Genomic DNA, 18,819 nt, shown 5'->3' on the forward strand with positions numbered 1-18,819 from the left:
GCGCGCGTCGGTCGAATCGGCGCTGCCGATCCGAAACAGGCTCAGCGCGACGCCTCCCATTGGGTGGCGAAGCTGCCCAGCACGTGCCCCACAGCGTCAGAATTCGCGCCGTGCAGATTGACCTGCGCCACCAGCCCGCGCGTCTTGTCATCGACAACAGCCTCCACCCGCGCAGGTGATCCCGCCTTGTCCAGCGCCACGTTGAACACCCGTGTGATGGCGTGTTTGCGCAGGTCCGGCTTGAAGACCTTGCCCACGGCGGTCTTGGGCAGTTCGTCCAGAATGGTCATGTGCTTGGGGATCGCGGCGCGCTCGTGCACATGCACCTTGCAATGCTCCAGCAGGGCCTGCTCGGTCACGTCGGCCCCCTCGACCAGTTCGACAAAGGCGCAAGGCAACTCGCCCGCATGTTCGTCGGGCTGGCCGATCGCGCCCGCAAAGGCGACGGCGGGATGCGCCAGCAGCGCCTCCTCGATATCGGCGGGGTCGATATTGTGACCACCCCGGATGATCAGATCTTTCGCCCGCCCGGTGATCCAGAGATAGCCATCCGCATCGATCCGGCCCAGATCGCCCGTGCGCAGGTACTTGCCGTGGTGATAAAGATCGTCGTTCTTGGCCGTCTCGGTATAGGTGCGCCCCGGCGTCACACCGGGGTTGGACACGCAGATCTCGCCGATCTCGTCGACGGCGCAGTCCACGACATCGCCATTCTTCTGCGACAGGATCTTTACATCCGTATAGGGGAACGGGATGCCCACCGATCCCACCTTCTTGATCCCGTCCGGCGGGTTGCAGGACACAAGGCAGGTCGCCTCGGTCAGACCATAGCCCTCGACCACGGTCACGCCGCAGGATTTCTCGAAGCGGTGGAACAGCTCCAGCGGCAGCGGCGACGACCCCGAAAACGCGGTCTTGATCGTGGACAGATCGGCATTGACCGGACGCTGCATCAGCGCCGACATGGCGGTGGGCACGGTGATCACGAAGGTGGTTTTCCAGCGCGCGCACAACTTCCAGAAATTGTCGAACACCCCTTCGCCCCGGTATCCCTGCGGTGTCGGGAACACCGCATGCGCCCCGGACACGACCGAGGCCATCAGGATCACGTGACAGGCAAAGACGTGGAACAGAGGCAGCGGGCACATGATGCTGTCCTTCTCGGTAAACAGCAGCCGGTTGCCCAGCCAGCCGTTGTAGATCATGCCCGAATAGGTGTGCTGCGCGACCTTGGGCATGCCCGTGGTGCCGCCGGTGTGGAAATAGGCCGCGACCCGGTCGCCCGCGCTGTCGGCGAAATCGAGCGTGGTGTTCTGCTTTTTCACCTCGGCGGTGAAGCTGCGCACATCCGCATGATGCCCGCCGGGGTTCTTTGGCCGGACAAGCGGCACGATCCATGACTTGGGTGGCGTGAGATAGCGGTTGAGGTCTACCTCGAGCACTGTCTGGACCTTGGGCGCATGGCGGCAGGCCTCTGCCACCTTCTGCGGCACATCTGTCTTGGGAAAGGCCTTGAGCGTGACCACCACCTTGGCGCCGGTTTCGCGCAGGATGGCGGCGATCTGTTCGGGTTCGAGCAGAGGGTTGATCGGGTTTGCGATCCCGGCAATCGCGCCGCCCAGCAGAGTCACGATCGTTTCGGTGCTGTTGGGCAGCACGTAGGCCACAACATCGTCTTCCCCGATACCGAGCTTGCGAAACAGGTTGGCCGCCTGCACCGTGCGCGCCAGAAGATCCGCCCATGTCAGTGTTTCGGCCTTGTCGTCCGGGCCTGACAGCAACTGGAAACTGGCGGCAGGACGGTTCGGGAAGGCGGCGGCGGTCTTGCTCAACTGACCGTAGAGCGTCGCGGGAATGTCCCGGTCTTTCCACGGCATCTCGTTCTCAATCGCGTTGCGGTCCTTGAAACTCGCAAATGACATGATGTCCCCTCCCTTGTGTCACTCGGCGCCTGCGCTCCCGCCGCAGACACGGCTTTTTAGCGGATATTTCGACAAGACAAGACAGCCCGACGCTACGACAGTTCCGCGATGACGCTGCGTTCCGGCGCCATCATGGACCTCTGATCGCCGGGTTTCACCCCCATTCGGTTCACAATTTTCCGCCGGATCGCATCGGTTTTGATTTTTTGCACACGTTTGCAAAGTTTTCTTGCCAAACCGCGAACCCTATGGCTTGTTGGGGTGGTCGACCGCAAAACCGATCTTTGCGCAGGGGGAACCATGGCGGAAATCCAGCTCAGGAACGTCAACAAACGTTGGGGCAGTTTCATCGGCGTCGACAATTTCAACCTGACCATCGCGGACAAGGAATTTCTTGTCCTGCTCGGCCCGTCCGGCTGTGGCAAGACCACGACCATGCGGATGATCGCCGGGCTCGAGGATGTGACCGACGGAGAGATCGTCATTGACGGCAAGGTGGTCAACAATCTCGACCCGAAAGACCGCGATGTGGCGATGGTGTTCCAGTCCTACGCGCTTTACCCGAACATGAACGTCTACGAGAACATCCGCTTTCCGCTCAAGGTGCGCGGTGTCGATCCGGCGACTCATGACGAACGGGTGCGCCGCGCCAGCGCGATGGTCGAGCTGGACGATTTCCTGCACCGCAAACCGGCCGAACTGTCGGGCGGCCAGCGTCAGCGCGTGGCATTGGCCCGTGCCATCGTGCGCGAGCCCAACGTGTTCCTGATGGATGAGCCGCTGTCCAATCTTGATGCCAAGCTGCGTGTCTCGACCCGCGCGCAGATCAAGAACCTGAGCCATGAACTGGCCGTGACCACGATCTATGTCACCCATGACCAGATCGAGGCGATGACGCTCGCCGACCGCGTGGTGGTCATGGAAAAGGGCGTGGTGCAGCAGGTCGGCAGCCCGACCGAGATTTACGACCGCCCGGCCAACCTCTTCGTGGCCAGCTTCATCGGCAACCCGGCGATGAACCTGATCGACGGCGACCTGTGTGATGGCGTGTTCGAGACCCGCAACACCCGTATCACCGGGCTGAACACCGGGCATGGCAAGACAACGCTGGGGTTCCGCGCCGAGGATGCCAGCCTTGCCCGTGACGGCGAGGGCCAGATCAGCGCACCGATCTACACGCTGGAACTGCTGGGCGATGCCACGATGATTTCGGTGCGCATCGGCACCTCGCTCGTGGCCGTCAAGGCCGACAAATCCTTCCGGGCCGAGATCGGCGATCTGGTTTCGATCCATGTCACACCCGAGATTTGCCACCTGTTTTCGACCGAGACAGGCCAGCGGATCGACGACTGACCCATACGGAATTCCCGGCTGCACCGGGAGACAGAGATGCGGATTTGCAAGGCGCATCCAGACACACAGGGAGACCAAAGATGAACCTCGGAAAAATCCTGATGACAGGCTCGTTCCTTGTCGCAGCAAGTGCAACCACCACCATGGCCGCCGAGTGCGGCATCACCGACGGGCGACTCAGCATCGTGGGCAATGAATTTCCGGCGATCCAGACCGTCGCGCGCAACGCGCAGGCCTGCGAGGGTCTGGGCGAGGCCAAGGCGAACCTCACCGCCGATCACCAGAAGATCAACCTTGCGGGCATGCAGGGCAACCCGGCGGAATACACCACCGCGATCGTTGCCAACTCTTCGATCGTCGCGCTGATCAACGAAGACGTGCTGCGCCCGCTGGACGATCTGGTGGCCGCGTTCGGGCAGGACATCCCAAAGAACCAGCTCATCACCATCAACGGGCAGGTGATGGCTGTTGCCTTCATGGCGAACGCCCAGCATCTCGTCTACCGCAAGGACATCCTCGAACAGATCGGGATGGAACCGCCCACGACCTATGAAGGACTGCTGGAAACGGCGGAAAAAATCCTCGCCGAGGGCATTCTCGAATACCCGGTGGGCGGCGCCTACATGGCGGGCTGGAACCTCGCGCAGGAATTCGTGAACATGTATATCGGCCATGGCGGCGAATTCTACGAACCCGGCACCGCACAGGTCTCGATCAACAACGAGGCCGGCGTCGCCACGCTCGAGATGCTCAAGGCCCTGAGTGAATACATGAACCCCGACTACCTGACCCACGATTCCAATGCGACCAGCGCGGAATGGGAAGCGGGCAATGTCGCCCTGATGAACATGTGGGGATCGCGCACCGGGGTGCTGATGGACGCCGAAGGCTCCACCCCAGAGGTCTATGAAAACACCATGGTTGGCGCACCGATGACCGTGGCCGGTGGCGGCACACCCGCATCGACCCTCTGGTGGGACGGTTGGACCGTGGCCAAGAACATCAGCGACGAAGATGCAGAGGCGACGTTCAAGGCGATGAAGCAGGGCATCAGCCCGGCGATCCTCAGCCCCGAAACGATGGGCGAGGCGGTCTGGATGATCGACGGCTATGAACCCGCGCCGGTCAACGAAGGCGTGTTCTCGGCCATCTCCATGCAGACCCCGCCCTACCCGATGCTGCCGCATCACGGATTGCTGCACACCGCGCTTGGCGACAACATCGCGGATTTCCTGCAGGGCAAGGAAAGCGCGCAACAGGCGCTGTCGGATATCGAAGACGCCTACATGACCGCGGCCCGCGAAAAGGGCTTCATCAACTGAAGCCGGTCTACAGCACAGGGGGCGGCCCGGTCTGCCCCCGACCCTGTCCTGCCCGGTTCACGATTGCGGGGAAGTTCCGATGAAACACAGCGCCTTTTTCTGGTTTGTCCTGCCCTCGGCGGTGGCCATGCTGCTGTTCATCTTCTTCCCGATCATCTCCGTGGTCGTGCAATCGCTGCATTCCGCACATGAACAGGTCATCATCGAGGTGGAAAACTGCGGCCCCTTCGGATGCACCACCGCCACCGCGATCGACCAGTCGGCCACGGCCGCGCTGCGCGAGGACCAGCCGCTGGGCCGCTTTGCCGGGCTTGAGATCTACAAGGACCGCAACCATCTTGCCGTCGAACAGGTCGGCCAGATCTGGAGCGACAGCACCGGCATCGGCAACTTCATCGACCGGCTGATGAACCTGCCCTTCTACAAGGCCATGGGGTTTACCCTGACCTTCACCTTCGTGGTCACGCCGCTGACCATCGTCTTGGGCTTCATCGTCGCGGTCGCCGTCAACAGCGCCGCAAAGGCGATCCGGGGACCGCTGATCTTTTTCTCGCTGCTGCCGATGATGGTCACGCCACTGATCGGATCGCTGATCCTGTTCTGGATGGTCGATGCGCGCGGCATTTTGGGCACAGCGCTGCGCTGGCTGGCGGATGATCCTGGCCTGTCGGTCAAGGCCGACACGGGGCTGATGTGGATCATGCTGATGGTCTACGGCGTCTGGCATTCCGCGCCCTTCGCCTTCATCGTCTACTACGCTGGCCTTCAAACCGTGAACACCGACACGCTGGAGGCCGCGCGCATCGACGGGGCCAGCCGCTGGCAGCAGATCCGGCACGTCGTGATCCCACACCTTCTGCCGCTGACCACCTTCATCGCACTGATGCAGTTGATGGACAATTTCCGGGTATTCGAGCCCATCGTCAGTTTCAACGCGAGCGCCCATGCCACCTCGCTCAGTTGGGCGATCTACAACGATCTGGGTGGCGAGACACAACAGCTCAGTTCGGCCGCCGCGACCTCGGTGCTGACCATCATCGGCGTGGCAATCCTGCTGTCGCCGGTGCTGATCCGCACCTGGCGCGACTACGGCAAAGCAGCCTGAGGAGGACGATCATGGCAAGCCAGGCCCAGAAACGCCCCGCAGCCCTTCAGGTGATCCTGATCGCCATCCTTGTCATCTGGATGATCGCCGCCGCCTTCCCGTTCTTCTGGACGCTGTGGGGATCGTTCAAGGTCGAGGGCGATTTCTTTTCGCTTGCCGACTGGACCAATGTGCTGACCGGCGAGATGACAACGCGAGAAACCGGCGATGCCTTCACCACCGAAGGCTATTCCGGCGCTTGGGTGCAGGAGGAGTTCTGGAAGGCCGCGTGGAATTCGACGCTGGTGTGCCTCTTCGTCGTGACCATCTCGCTGACGCTGGGCACGTTGGGCGGCTACGCGTTGGCCCGCTCGACCTATCGCTACGCGTTCTGGTTCCTGCTGATCGCGCTGATCTTCCGGGCAATGCCGCCGATCACGCTGGTGTCGGGTTACCTGCCGGTGTTCTTTCAGTGGAACATCTGGGGCCATCTGCCCACGGCGATCATCGTTCTGGTGGCGATCAACCAGCCGTTCACGCTCTGGATGCTGCACTCGTTCTTCAAGAACATCCCGCAGGATCTGGACGAAAGCGCGATGGTGGACGGCTGCACCCGGTTCCAGGCGTTTCGCCATGTGATCATTCCGGTGATGTGGCCGGGCATTATCACCACCGGGCTCTTCAGCTTCCTGCTGGCCTATAACGATTTTGCCGTGACCGCGATGATCCTCGACAAGGAGAACCAGACCATGGTGCCCAAGATTGCGTCTTTCCTTGGCACGACGCAGACCAAGGGCAACGTGATGTTCGCGGTGGCCGCGGTGGTGTCGACTACGGCGCCGCTGTTCCTGCTGATCATGGTCTTCCAGCGCCAGATCGTGTCGGGTCTGACCGCAGGGGCGGTGAAAGGCTGAAGCTTGCCAAGCGCGGCAGACTTTCCGTCAACGGAAAGTCGAGGATGCGCCAACGCATCCTCCGCCCACCTCAGTTCAACGTGACCAGCTTGCCCGGATTCATGATATTGCCCGGATCAATCGCCTTCTTCAGAACCCCCATCAGCGCATAAGCAGCGCCATGCTCCTGAGCCAGGTACTTGCGCTTGCCGATGCCGATACCGTGCTCCCCGCTGACTGTGCCGCCGAACTCCAGCGCCAGCATGTTGACCGCCTCGACCAGCGTCTTGGCGCGGGTCAGTTCGTCCTCGCTGTCGGGATCGACAAGGATCAGCAGGTGGAAATTGCCATCCCCCACGTGCCCGACCAGCGGCGCGAGAAAGCCCGAGTCCGCCGCCAGCGCCTTGGCCCGCATCAGGCATTCCGAGAGCGCCGAGATCGGGACGCAGCAATCCGTGACCACGCCATTGGCCCCCTGTCGCAGCGACCGGCCCGCGTAATAGGCGTTGTGGCGCGCCTGCCACAGGCGGTTGCGATCCTCGGTCTTGGTGGCCCACTGGAAATCCGACCCGCCATGCTCTTCGACCAGAGCGGCAAAGCTTTCGACCTGTTCGGCCACCCCCGCTTCGGTGCCGTGGAATTCCAGAAAAAGGTGCGGCACTTCGGGCAGGCCCATATCGGGATTGTAGATGTTCATGCCCTTCATCTGCAGCTCATCCAGCAACTCGATCCGCGCGAGGGGCAAGCCGGTCTGGATCGCGAGGATCACCGTGTCCACCGCACTTGGGATATCGGGAAAGGCACAGGTCGCCGCGGCGATATGTTCGGGCTGACCGTGCAGCTTGACCGTCAGCCTGGTGATGATGCCCAGCGTGCCTTCCGATCCGATGAAGAGATGCGTCAGGTCATAGCCCGTCGATGATTTGCGCGCCCGGCTGCCGGTGTGAATGATCTGCCCGTCCGGCAACACCACCTCCAGCGCAAGAACGTTGTCCGCCATCGTGCCGTATCGCACCGTGTTCGTGCCCGAAGCGCGGGTCGCCGCCATGCCACCCAGCGATGCATCCGCCCCCGGATCGACGGTGAACATCAGCCCGGTCGCCCGCAGCGCCTCGTTCAGTTGCACCCGTGTCACACCGGGTTCGACCACCGCGTCCAGATCGCTCTGGTTGACCTGAAGCACCTTGTTCATGCGGCTGGTGTCGACGGTGATGCCGCCCTGCACCGGCACGATATGCCCTTCGAGCGATGACCCGACGCCGTAAGGGATCACCGGGCAGCCATGCTGCGAACAGATCTTCATGATCAGCGAGACTTCCTCGGTGGTTTCGGGAAAGGCCACCGCGTCGGGCAGAACCGGCTTGGTATAGGCCTCATCATGGCTGTGCTGGTCGAGGATCGACGGTCCGGTGGACAGACGGTCCCCCAGCAGATCGCGCAGCGCGGTTATGGTCGTCTCGATTTTGGCGTTGGACATGAGGGCCTCCCTGTTCGGCGCCACGCTACTGCCAAGCGCGCGCCGGGAAAACCCCGTTCAGGTCTCCAGCGGTTCGATCAGCGCCGGCCCGGAGGCACGGTTGGAATTGACCTTGGGATCGACACGGTAGAACGCCATCGCATCCTCGGGTGCGGCCTGCATCAGCGTCGCCGCGCCGTGCCCCGCTTCGCCCAGCCAGAGCGCCCAATCCTCGGGGCGCAGCGTCACCGGCTGGCGGTGGTGAATCGCCGACATCGCGTCATTGGCCCCGGTGGTGACGATGGCGCAGGTCCGGTGCGCCACCCCGTCGCGCTCCCAATCCTGCCAGACCCCGGCAAAGGCCAGCAGGTCGCCGCCGGTAGGATGGATGTACCACGGCAGGCGATTGCCGTCCTCGTCCTTGGTCCATTCGTAAAACCCCGTCGCCGGGATCAGGCACCGCCGTTCGCGGCACGCGGCCTTGAAGGCAGGCTTTTCCGCAATCGTTTCGGCCCGCGCGTTGATCAGCAGGGGACCGCCATTCTCGGCCTTGTACCAATGCGGCAGGAACCCCCAGCGCATCGCCACCAGCCGCCGTTGCCCCTCAAGCGTGTGCACCGCGTGGACAAGGTTGGTCGGGCAGATATTGTAATTCGGAACCTCGGGCAGCGCGTTCGACGGCACCGCATCGAACAGCTGCGCCATCGCATCGGATGGCAGGGTCAGGGCGAACCGTCCACACATGGGGAAAAAGCAGGCCGGGCGAAATGGCCCGACCTGCGCTGGTCTTCACTGGTTCACGGTGATCCGACCGTCCGTGTAAGGCTGGTACGGCGCGTTTGCCGCGAGGTATTCCGCCGTGACATCGGCAAGGTCGGGGCCGTAATCATAGGCGTTCATCGCATCGCGGAACATGCGGTAGCCGTCGCCGCCATTGCGCACGTAGTTGTTGGACACCGCGCCATAGGTCGCCTCGGGATCAAGCGGGGCTTCGCCCACCATCACGTTCGACACGCGGCTGCCCGGCTCGGCGCTCAGATCGACGGTAAAGCTCATGCCTGCCACCTGCGGGAAGCGGCCTGCGCCCTCTTCGACCTGGCTCACGCCGTTTTCGAGCGCGGCAAGGATCTGTGCGCCCGTCACTTGGAACGTGGACAGCGTGTTCTGGAACGGCAGCACGGAAATCACCTCGCCCATGGTCACTTCACCCGCGTCGATCGAGGACCGCAGACCGCCACCATTCTGGATCGCGATCTGGACGCCCTGATCCTTGACGCGGTCCAGCATCGCATCGGCCACGAGGTTGCCCATCGGGCATTCCATCGCGCGGCACACCTCGCGGCTGCCTTCGATGGCTTCGGCGGATTCGGCCACAATCCGGGTCTTCATCTCTTCGATGGGACCGGCGAGTTCGGCCACGCGCGCGACGATCTCGGGGTCTTCTTCGACCGACGCATCCAGCAGGATCGTGTCGCCTTCGGCATAGGTCACGTTGCCCGCGTCATCGAAATTCAGGATCAGATGGCCCACGTATTTTGAATAGGCATAGGCCTGCACCACCGGCACGAGCGTGCCGTCCGGCTGGCTGGCAAAGGTCGGATACGCGCCCTGGCGGTCCGGATCGGTCGCGGACAGGTAGGTGTGGCTGTGTCCGCCCACGACTGCGTCCAAGCCCGGTACTGCAGCCGCGATCTCGAGATCCCTTGGCAGGCCGACATGGTTCAGCGCGATGATCTTGGTCACACCCTCTGCGGTCAGCGTGGCGACATCGGCGGCAATGCTGTCGATCTCGTCCTGAAAGATCACCGCATCCGACGGCGACGATGTTTCCACGGTATCGGTGGCCAGCGCCGACACGATGCCGATCTTCTCGCCCCCCACCTCAAGCACGACATGGTTCTGGACCTTCTCGGCGAGAATATTCGAGCGGCTCACATCAAGGTTGCCCGAAATGACCGGGAAGGACACGTTGTCGATGAGCTTGAGCAGACCTTCGTCGCCATCGTCGAATTCGTGGTTGCCGACGGCCATCACGTCGAACCCTATCTTCTCCATCATCTCGGCTTCGACATCGCCCTTGTAGGTCGTGTACATCAGCGAACCCTGGTACTGGTCGCCCGCATCTACGACGATCACGTTCTGCCCGTCCAGTTCGGCGCGCAGCTGGTCGATCATCGTCTTGACCCGCGCCACGCCGCCAAAGCACTCGCCCGCCGCGTTGTCTTCGGCCGAACAGGTCGAATCAAAGCGGTTGATCGGCTCGATGCGGCTGTGCAGGTCGTTGATGTGGATGACGTGCAACGTGTAATCGGCCTGTGCCACACCAGCAGTCAGCGCCAGCGCTGCGGCACTTGAAAGAAGTCGGTAAGACATGTGAGTCCTCTCTGTCGGATTGTTACGGCGCAATCGTGCCTCGCCTTGCGGGGGGAGTCAAAACTTACGCAAGGGACGCATGTGCAAATGCGCATGGGGCGCAAGTTCAACAGGCAGATGACAATGCTTGACCTGACGCGGCGCACAGGTCACATCGCAGGCATGATCTATAAAATCCTCCGCTCCGAAGAATGGGCCGCCCTGCAAGCCGATGGCGAAACCGCTGGTGCGCCGATTGACGTGGCCGATGGCTATGTTCATTTCTCCACCGCCGAACAGGTGCGCGAAACAGCCTCCAAGCATTTTGGCGGGGCCGAGGGTTTGATGCTTCTGGCCTATGACGAGGCCGCGATGACAGGCGACCTGCAATGGGAACCGTCGCGCGGCGGTGCACTTTTTCCGCATCTCTACGGCCCGCTGCGGCTGGCCGACGTGGTCTGGGCGAAACCGCTGCCGGTACAGGGCGACGGGCATGTCTTTCCGGATGACCTGTCGTGACGATGCTGGAACGGGCGGGGCTGCGCCTGCTGCACCGCTTCGATCCCGAAACCGCGCATGGTCTGGCGCTCAGGGCGCTGCAACTTGGGCTTTCGCCCACCACCGGCACCGTGACAAGCCCGCGCTTGCGCACGACGCTTGCAGGGCTGAGCCTGCCCAACCCGGTCGGCCTTGCTGCAGGGTTCGACAAGAACGCGCAGGCGCTGCGCCCTCTGTCGCGTGCGGGGTTCGGCTTTCTCGAAGTGGGGGCCGCCACGCCGCGCCCGCAACCCGGCAATCCCAGGCCGCGCCTGTTCCGGCTGACCGAGGACAGCGCCGTGATCAACCGCTTCGGGTTCAACAATGACGGCATGACGGCCATCGCAGACCGGCTCAAGGACCGGCCGCGCGACGCGATCATCGGTCTGAATCTTGGCGCCAACAAGGACAGCGACAACCGCGCAGGCGATTTCGCGACGGTTCTTGCCACCTGTGCCGCATATATCGATTTCGCAACGGTGAATGTCAGTTCCCCCAACACCGAAAAACTGCGGGACCTGCAGGGCAAGGAGGCACTGTCGGCGCTGCTGGCCGGGGTGATGGACACCCGCAACGCGCTGGACCGCCGGGTCCCGATCTTCCTCAAGATCGCACCCGACCTGTCCGAGACAGAGATCGCGGATGTGGCCGAAGTTGCGCTGAGTTCAGGCATCGACGGGCTGATCGCGACCAACACGACTCTGGACCGCGACGGCCTGAGATCATCCCATCGCGGCGAAGCCGGCGGCTTGTCAGGCCGACCGCTCTTCGAGAAATCCACCCGCGTGCTGGGACAGCTCTACCGCGCCACCGATGGCAAACTGCCGATCATCGGCGTCGGCGGCGTCGCGTCAGCCGAAGATGCCTATGCCAAGATCAAAGCGGGGGCGTCGGCGGTGCAACTCTATTCCGCGCTTGTCTATCACGGCCTTGGCCTTGTGCCCGAGATCGCCCGCGGCCTTGACGCGCTGCTGGAAGGCGACGGACACGCCAGCGTCAGCCATGCCGTCGGCACGGCGCACTGACCCTAGGCTTCTCTGGTTCAAAAATATCTCGGGGTCTGGGGCAGAGCCCCAGTCTTTTCCGTCGGCGGAAAATTCGGACGCATTATCGCATCCGCCCCCGCGTCGCTGTAACGAAATCCCGGATCAACACCGCATCCTTGACACCGGGAGCCGCTTCGACACCCGAGGACACATCCACCTGCTTTGCGCCGGTCAGCGCGATCGCCTCGGCCACGTTGTGGGGAGTCAATCCACCCGCCAGCATCCACGGCACGCTCCAGCGGCGCGCGGCGATCAGGCGCCAGTCAAAGGAGACCCCGTTGCCCCCGGGCAGTTCGGCGTGTTTCGGCGGCTTGGCATCGACGAGGATCTGATCGGCCACCTCGGAATAGGCGTCCAGCGCTGCCACGTCCTCGGCATCCGCAACGCCGACAGCCTTCATCACCGGCAAGCCGTAGCGCGCCCGCACCTCGGACACGCGCTCGAGTGGCTCGTCGCCGTGCAATTGCAACATGTCCAGCGGCACCGCATCGGTGATCGCATCGAGCAACGCATCGTCGGCATTGACCACCAGCGCCACTTTGGCCACGCCGACAGGCACGTCGAGTGCAAGCGCGCGGGCCGCGTCAATCGACAGGTTGCGGGGGCTCTTGGGGAAGAACACGAACCCGGAATAGGCCGCACCCGCCTCGGCCACGGCAATCACGTCTTCGGGCCGGGTCAGCCCGCAGATCTTCACACGAATTCCGGGTGTCATGGGATGCGCTCAGCTCGCCTCGTCCAGAAGCGCCAGAACTTCGTCCTTGCCTTTGTCCCGCTCCGCCTTGGTGCGCCGCAATTCCCGCTCGAGCCGCTTGACCTCGGCCTGACGCTGGGCGGCGGCGGCGCGGTGCTTGTGCTCGCGCAGCCATTCCCAGACGAAGCCAATCAACAGACCGGCAATGATGCTTCCGAAGATCACGATGAACATCGGCAATTCGATGCTCCGGTTCATGCCCGACAGATCAGCCAGCCCCGAGGGCAGCAGTTGCAGCATGACCATGCCGCGGTTGGCGAGTGCTACGGACACCAGCACGATGGCCAGTGCCGCAAGAAATGCATAGCGGATGTATCGCATCAGTCTCTACTTCCCGTTTAACCTGTCTCTGAGCAGCTTGCCCGTCTTGAAGAACGGCACGTGCTTTTCCTCTACGTCGACCGCTTCGCCGGTGCGCGGATTGCGACCCGTGCGCGCGTCGCGCTTCTTGACCGAAAAGGCGCCAAAGCCGCGCAGTTCAACCCGGTCGCCACGCGCCATTGCATCGATGATTTCTTCGAAAATGGTATTCACGATCCGCTCGACATCACGCTGGTACAGGTGCGGGTTATCGTCGGCAATCTTTTGGATCAACTCAGACCTTATCATCGTCTTGCTTCCTTCTGGTCGCACGCCCGTGTCATGCTGTTCTCCGACCGGAGTATACGCAGGACAATTCAAGACGGAAACCGCGGCGTGTGCGGGTTTGCCAGAAAGTTCAGCCAAATTAAGCGGTTCAACGCCACCTGGCGGCGAATATCGACCTTCATCCCGGTCGGCACGGACCAAAGTCCGTATTGAAACCGCATTACGATTCGCAACGCAGAACCCCGTGCGAGGATCGCGAAATCTGGCCTTGGCTCTGGACTTCCGGCTGGTCTGATGTCTGATTGCGCGAAAATCAAACGGGAGAGACAGACCATGAAATTGCTGCGTTTCGGAGAGATCGGTGCGGAAAAACCCGGCCTGCTGGATGCCGATGGGCAGGTCCGCGATCTGTCTGGCCATGTCGACGACATCGCCGGTGCGTCCCTGTCGCCTGAAACGCTGGACCGTCTGCGCGCCATCGACCCTGCCACACTTCCCATTGTCGACGGCAACCCTCGCATCGGGGCCTGTGTCGGGTCTGTCGGCAAGCTGATCGCGATTGGTCTCAATTATGCCGACCACGCCGCCGAGGCGAACATGGCGCTGCCCGAGGAACCGATCGTGTTCTTCAAGGCGACCTCCTGCATCTGCGGGCCGAACGACGCGGTGGAAATCCCGCGCGGGTCCGTCAAGGCCGATTGGGAGGTCGAACTGGGCGTGGTCATCGGCACGCGTGCAAAATACGTCTCCGAGGCAGACGCCCTTTCCCATGTCGCGGGCTATTGCATCGTCAATGACGTGAGCGAACGCGACTTCCAGCTGCACCGCTCGGGCCAGTGGGTGAAAGGCAAGTCACACGATACGTTTGCGCCCATGGGCCCATGGCTCGTGACCACCGACGACGTGGCCGATCCGCAGGATTTGGCCATGACACTGTCGCTCAATGGCACCGCGATGCAGGACGGCTCGACCCGCACGATGCATTTCTCTGTGGCCACGGTGATTGCGCACCTGTCCCAGTTCATGACCCTTCACCCCGGCGACGTCATCGCCACCGGCACACCGCCGGGCGTCGGCATGGGGAAGTCACCCCAGGTCTTCCTCCGGGAAGGTGATGAGATGGTGCTTCGGATCGCGGGACTTGGTGAACAGCGCCAAACCTGCATCGCGGCGCGAGACTGAGGTCAGCCTTTACTTTGCCCGGCCAAATTCCGGGCATGGAACCTCGCATGGCGAGATAGGTCACTTCGGCACGCCGAGAAGACGGCTGCCGATGTGCCATTGTCGCGTGCAGCCTTCGAACATTTCAGGATTGCCCCCTCGAAAGAGTCTTGCCCGCGCAATTATTTCTGATATTCATGAAATATGGAATCACTGGTCCCTTCTCGCCTCGCGACCCTTGGCCACCCTCAGCGGCTGGCCATCTTCCGGCTGCTGATGCGCCGGTATCCTGACCGGGTGCCCGCCGGCGAACTCGCCGACGTGCTCGGACTGAAGGCGTCCACGCTGTCGGCCTACCTTTCGGCGCTCATGCAGGCCGGGCTGGTCACGCAAGAACGGACCGGCACCTCTTTGCGCTACGCCATCTCGATGACAGACGTGCAACAAACCTTCGATTATCTGCTCCTCGACTGCTGCCGCGGTCGGCCGGAGTTTTGCTCACCCGTTTCAATGCCCCTTTTTACAGGAACCCAGGCAATGGCTGATCCGAAATACAAGGTGCTCTTCATCTGCACCGGAAACTCTGCCCGCTCGATCTTTGCTGAATCCATCCTCAGGTCCGAAGCAGGCGACCGGTTCGAGGTCTATTCTGCCGGCACGATGCCGCGATCCGAACTCAACCCGTTCGCCCTCGAAGTTCTCGCACGGAAGGGGCATGACGTGTCGGTCCTGCGGTCCAAGAACGTCAACGAATTTCAGGGGGCCGACGCACCCAAGTTCGATTTCGTCTTCACGGTCTGCAATCAGGCCGCGAACGAGGAATGCCCCTCCTGGGCCGGGCAGCCGATCAGCGCCCATTGGGGAATGCCGGACCCGGTAAAGGTTGAAGGCTCCGACGCTCAGAAGAGCCTCGCGTTCCAACAAACCTACGGTGCGCTTCACAATCGCATCAAGGTGTTCAGCGCGCTTCCCTTCTCGGCGCTCGATCGCATTTCGCTGCAGAAGGCTGTGGATGAGATCGGCCGTGCGCAGGACGCAGGCCTTCCCGAAGAAGGAGCTGCGGTGTGACCACCTATGCGCTGAATGGTCTTGGCCGCATTGGCAAGCTGGCCCTGCGGCCCCTGCTTGAACGGGGGGCAGAGATCGCCTGGATCAACGACGCGGTGGGCGATGCTGCGATGCATGCGCATCTGCTGGAATTCGACACGGTTCACGGACGTTGGAACGCCGCGTTTTCATCAGATGACGACAGCCTGACAATTGACGGCACGCGGCTGCCGTTCATCGGTACCAAGGATCTGTCTGCGCTGCCGCTGGACGGCGTCGATGTCGTCATCGACTGCACCGGTGTGTTCAAGTCCGAGGCGAAACTCGCGCCTTATTTCGAGGCGGGGGTAAAGAAAGTCGTGGTCTCGGCGCCGGTCAAGGACGGGCCGACGGCCAACGTCGTCTTTGGCATCAATGACACCGTCTACGACCCGACAACGCACAGCATCGTCACGGCAGCCTCCTGCACGACGAACTGCCTTGCGCCGGTGGTCAAGGTGATCCACGAAAACCTCGGCATCCGTCACGGGTCGATCACGACGATCCATGACGTGACCAACACGCAGACCATCGTTGACCGTCCGGCAAAGGATTTGCGTCGGGCGCGGTCCGCGCTGAACTCGCTGATCCCGACGACGACCGGAAGCGCCACGGCCATCACCCTGATCTATCCCGAACTGAAAGGCCGGTTGAACGGCCATGCCGTGCGTGTGCCGCTGCTGAACGCCTCGCTGACCGATTGCGTCTTCGAGGTGGAGCGGGAAACGACCGCAGAAGAGGTCAACGCGCTGTTCAAAGCCGCTGCCGAAGGGCCGTTGAAGGGAATCCTTGGCTACGAGGAGCGGCCTCTGGTCTCGGCCGATTACACCAACGACACGCGATCGGGCATCGTGGATGCACCCTCGACCATGGTGATCAATGGCACGCAGGTGAAAATCTACGCCTGGTATGACAACGAAATGGGATACGCGCACCGGCTGGTCGATGTCGCCTTCATGGTGGGGGCGTCCCTGTGACCACGCGCCCCGAAGGTCTGTCGGCCTACATCGCCGTCACGGCGGCCTATTGGGCCTTCATGCTCACCGATGGCGCGCTCAGGATGCTGGTGCTGCTGCATTTCCACACATTGGGCTTCACGCCGGTGCAGTTGGCCTACCTGTTTGTGCTCTACGAGATCGCGGGGATGGTCACGAACCTTGCGGCGGGCTGGATCGCCGCGCGGTTCGGGCTGACCTCGACACTCTATGCGGGGCTCGCGCTTCAGGTCGTCGCGCTGCTGGCGCTGGCGCAGCTTGATCCAGGCTGGGCACTGGGCGTTTCCGTGGCCTTCGTGATGGTCGTCCAGGGCGCGTCGGGCGTTGCCAAGGATCTGGCCAAGATGTCGTCCAAATCGGCGGTGAAGATCCTTGCGCCAACCGAATCCGGTGGGCTGTTCCGCTGGGTCGCAATCCTGACCGGATCGAAGAACGCCGTGAAGGGTCTGGGCTTTCTCCTGGGTGCGGGCCTTCTGGCGACGGTCGGCTTTGTCTGGGCGGTTCTGGCGATGGCGGCGGTTCTGGCCGTCATCCTTGTGGCGGTCCTGATCGCCATGCCGAAGGGGCTGCCGAAAGGCCGCAAGGGTGCCAAGTTCTCCGAGGTGTTCTCGAAATCGGCAAATGTGAACTGGCTGTCTGCCGCGCGGGTCTTCCTGTTCGGCGCGCGGGATGTCTGGTTTGTGGTCGGCATCCCGATCTACTTCTATGCCGTGCTGTCTGATGGCACAGTCGGTGGCAATCGCGCGGCCTTCTTCATGATCGGCACCTTCATGGCCGTCTGGATCATCCTTTACGGCTTTGTTCAGGCCGCAGCCCCGAAGCTGCTGCGCGCGGCCACCACGCCAGATGGCGATCTGGTGGGACAAGCCCGCAATTGGGCATGGGCGCTTGCGGCGATCCCGGCTGGATTGACCGCGGCTGCATTCGTGTCGGCAGAACCGCAGCCGTGGCTCACGGTCACACTGGTCGCCGGGCTGCTGGTGTTCGGCGCGGTCTTTGCGATCAACTCGGCGCTGCATTCCTACCTGATCCTCGCCTTTACCAAGGCCGAAAGGGTGACCATGGATGTGGGTTTCTACTACATGGCCAACGCCGGGGGGCGGCTGCTTGGGACGGTCTTGTCGGGTCTGACCTACCAACTGGGAGGCCTCGTCCTGATGCTGGGCACGGCGACGGTGATGGTTGCTCTGGCTGCCCTGTTGTCCGGTCGCCTGAGCCCGGAACACCCGCAGGTCACACCGGCATGAGCATCTTCGAGCGGTATCTGACCGTCTGGGTCGCGCTTGCCATGGTGGCGGGCATTGTGATCGGCACCGCAGTGCCGGCGCTGGTCAATGCCATCGCGGCAGCAGAGGTTGCGAACGTCAACCTTGTCGTCGCTGTCCTGATCTGGGCAATGGTCTACCCGATGATGGTGGGCGTCGACCCGAGCAGTTTGCGCGATGTGGTCAAGCAGCCCAAGGGTCTTGCGATCACGCTTGTCGTCAATTGGCTGATCAAGCCCTTCACCATGGCGGCCCTTGGCGTTCTGTTCTTCGAGGTGGTCTTTGCCGACCTGATTTCACCGGAAGACGCGCAGCAATACATCGCCGGCCTGATCCTTCTGGGTGCCGCTCCCTGCACGGCAATGGTCTTTGTCTGGTCACAGCTGACACGCGGTGACGAAAGCTACACGCTTCTGCAGGTGTCGGTGAACGACGTGGTGATGGTCTTTGCCTTTGCGCCGATCGTCGCTTTCCTGCTGGGCGTCACGGACATTGTCGTCCCGTGGGAAACACTTCTTCTGTCCGTCGTGCTTTATGTCGCGCTGCCGCTCGCGGCTGGACTTCTGACGCGGCACCACCTTGGCAGCGCGGAACGGATCGATGCGTTCCGCAGCAGGATCAAGTCCTGGGGCATGATCGGCCTGATCGCAACCGTGGTGATCCTTTTCGGACTTCAGGGTCAGGTGATCCTCGACCGGCCCTTGGTCATAGCGCTGATCGCAGTGCCGATCCTGATCCAGTCCTACGGCATCTTCGTGCTGGCCTACGCCGCCGCCTATGCCTTGCGGGTGCCGCACAGGATCGCAGCCCCCTGCGCGCTGATCGGAACATCGAACTTTTTCGAGCTGGCGGTCGCGGTTGCGATCAGCCTCTTCGGCCTCAATTCCGGCGCAGCATTGGCAACTGTGGTGGGCGTGCTCGTTGAGGTGCCCGTGATGCTGTCGCTTGTCGCCTTCGCCAACAGGACCAGAGCACGCTTTGTCGAGAGCTGAGCGAAACGTTTCA

General features: G+C 62.5%; 18 protein-coding genes. 11 read left to right on the forward strand and 7 right to left on the reverse strand.

Annotated elements, in window-relative coordinates:
- Positions 1 to 41: 41 nt before the first annotated feature.
- Positions 42 to 1,922 carry an acyl-CoA synthetase gene (locus IEV82_RS17755; protein WP_188483412.1) on the reverse strand — a complete coding sequence of 627 codons (1,881 nt, stop codon included), beginning with the start codon at positions 1,920 to 1,922 and terminating at the stop codon, positions 42 to 44.
- Positions 1,923 to 2,222: 300 nt separating this feature from the next.
- Here IEV82_RS17755 and IEV82_RS17760 point away from each other — a divergent pair, with 300 nt between their 5' ends.
- The 4 genes from IEV82_RS17760 (at position 2,223) to IEV82_RS17775 (ending at position 6,595) form a co-directional block, all read left to right on the forward strand.
- Positions 2,223 to 3,275 carry an ABC transporter ATP-binding protein gene (locus IEV82_RS17760; protein WP_188483413.1) on the forward strand — a complete coding sequence of 351 codons (1,053 nt, stop codon included), beginning with the start codon at positions 2,223 to 2,225 and terminating at the stop codon, positions 3,273 to 3,275.
- Positions 3,276 to 3,355: 80 nt separating this feature from the next.
- Complete coding sequence (locus IEV82_RS17765; RefSeq protein WP_188483415.1) at positions 3,356 to 4,597, forward strand: extracellular solute-binding protein; 1,242 nt, start codon at positions 3,356 to 3,358, stop codon at positions 4,595 to 4,597.
- Positions 4,598 to 4,676: 79 nt separating this feature from the next.
- Entirely contained in the window at positions 4,677 to 5,702 is a 1,026-nt protein-coding gene (locus IEV82_RS17770) for a carbohydrate ABC transporter permease (protein ID WP_188483416.1), read from the forward strand.
- 11 nt (positions 5,703 to 5,713) lie between these two features.
- The gene (locus tag IEV82_RS17775; RefSeq protein ID WP_188483417.1) at positions 5,714 to 6,595 is read left to right on the forward strand and encodes a carbohydrate ABC transporter permease; all 882 of its coding nucleotides are present in this window, start codon (positions 5,714 to 5,716) and stop codon (positions 6,593 to 6,595) included.
- Positions 6,596 to 6,665: 70 nt separating this feature from the next.
- Here the strand turns inward: IEV82_RS17775 and IEV82_RS17780 are convergent, their stop codons facing one another.
- From IEV82_RS17780 to IEV82_RS17790, 3 genes are read right to left on the reverse strand one after another with little or no spacing between them, the layout of a single operon-like run.
- A complete protein-coding gene (locus IEV82_RS17780; protein WP_188483418.1) occupies positions 6,666 to 8,051 on the reverse strand; it encodes an FAD-binding oxidoreductase in 1,386 nt (461 codons plus the stop codon).
- Positions 8,052 to 8,108: 57 nt separating this feature from the next.
- Complete coding sequence (locus IEV82_RS17785) at positions 8,109 to 8,774, reverse strand: SOS response-associated peptidase (protein WP_188483419.1); 666 nt, start codon at positions 8,772 to 8,774, stop codon at positions 8,109 to 8,111.
- Between the two features lie 45 nt (positions 8,775 to 8,819).
- A complete protein-coding gene (locus tag IEV82_RS17790; protein WP_188483420.1) occupies positions 8,820 to 10,403 on the reverse strand; it encodes a bifunctional metallophosphatase/5'-nucleotidase in 1,584 nt (527 codons plus the stop codon).
- 123 nt (positions 10,404 to 10,526) lie between these two features.
- On the opposite strand from IEV82_RS17790, the gene IEV82_RS17795 reads away from it, so the two are divergent.
- Positions 10,527 to 10,901, forward strand: a complete 375-nt coding sequence (locus tag IEV82_RS17795) for a DUF952 domain-containing protein (protein ID WP_229747900.1) — start codon at positions 10,527 to 10,529, stop codon at positions 10,899 to 10,901.
- A complete protein-coding gene (locus tag IEV82_RS17800; RefSeq protein ID WP_188483421.1) occupies positions 10,898 to 11,944 on the forward strand; it encodes a quinone-dependent dihydroorotate dehydrogenase in 1,047 nt (348 codons plus the stop codon). Before IEV82_RS17795 ends, IEV82_RS17800 begins: the two co-directional genes overlap by 4 nt.
- An 82-nt stretch (positions 11,945 to 12,026) precedes the next feature.
- Here the strand turns inward: IEV82_RS17800 and IEV82_RS17805 are convergent, their stop codons facing one another.
- The 3 genes from IEV82_RS17805 to ihfB are packed head-to-tail and all read right to left on the reverse strand — an operon-like array spanning position 12,027 to position 13,328.
- Positions 12,027 to 12,680, reverse strand: a complete 654-nt coding sequence (locus IEV82_RS17805; RefSeq protein ID WP_188483422.1) for a phosphoribosylanthranilate isomerase — start codon at positions 12,678 to 12,680, stop codon at positions 12,027 to 12,029.
- Positions 12,681 to 12,689: 9 nt separating this feature from the next.
- Positions 12,690 to 13,040 (reverse strand): lipopolysaccharide assembly protein LapA domain-containing protein, encoded by a 351-nt coding sequence (locus IEV82_RS17810; protein WP_188483423.1) that lies wholly within the window; start codon positions 13,038 to 13,040, stop codon positions 12,690 to 12,692.
- A 6-nt stretch (positions 13,041 to 13,046) separates the two neighbouring features.
- Positions 13,047 to 13,328, reverse strand: coding sequence for an integration host factor subunit beta (gene ihfB, locus IEV82_RS17815; protein ID WP_188483458.1), 282 nt, complete (start codon positions 13,326 to 13,328; stop codon positions 13,047 to 13,049).
- Between the two features lie 312 nt (positions 13,329 to 13,640).
- Between ihfB and IEV82_RS17820 the strand changes: the two genes are divergently transcribed.
- The 5 genes from IEV82_RS17820 to arsB all read left to right on the forward strand — a co-directional run bounded on the left by IEV82_RS17820 (position 13,641) and on the right by arsB (position 18,806).
- Positions 13,641 to 14,489, forward strand: coding sequence for a fumarylacetoacetate hydrolase family protein (locus IEV82_RS17820; RefSeq protein ID WP_188483424.1), 849 nt, complete (start codon positions 13,641 to 13,643; stop codon positions 14,487 to 14,489).
- Positions 14,490 to 14,672: 183 nt separating this feature from the next.
- A complete protein-coding gene (locus tag IEV82_RS17825) occupies positions 14,673 to 15,536 on the forward strand; it encodes an arsenate reductase/protein-tyrosine-phosphatase family protein (protein WP_188483425.1) in 864 nt (287 codons plus the stop codon).
- Positions 15,533 to 16,531, forward strand: coding sequence for an ArsJ-associated glyceraldehyde-3-phosphate dehydrogenase (locus IEV82_RS17830; RefSeq protein WP_188483426.1), 999 nt, complete (start codon positions 15,533 to 15,535; stop codon positions 16,529 to 16,531). Before IEV82_RS17825 ends, IEV82_RS17830 begins: the two co-directional genes overlap by 4 nt.
- Positions 16,528 to 17,796 (forward strand): organoarsenical effux MFS transporter ArsJ, encoded by a 1,269-nt coding sequence (gene arsJ, locus IEV82_RS17835; protein ID WP_188483427.1) that lies wholly within the window; start codon positions 16,528 to 16,530, stop codon positions 17,794 to 17,796. Before IEV82_RS17830 ends, arsJ begins: the two co-directional genes overlap by 4 nt.
- Positions 17,793 to 18,806 carry an ACR3 family arsenite efflux transporter gene (gene arsB, locus IEV82_RS17840; protein ID WP_188483428.1) on the forward strand — a complete coding sequence of 338 codons (1,014 nt, stop codon included), beginning with the start codon at positions 17,793 to 17,795 and terminating at the stop codon, positions 18,804 to 18,806. Before arsJ ends, arsB begins: the two co-directional genes overlap by 4 nt.
- Positions 18,807 to 18,819 lie beyond the last annotated feature (13 nt).

The sequence above is a fragment of the Marivita lacus genome, assembly GCF_014637725.1.
Lineage (GTDB): Bacteria > Pseudomonadota > Alphaproteobacteria > Rhodobacterales > Rhodobacteraceae > Marivita > Marivita lacus.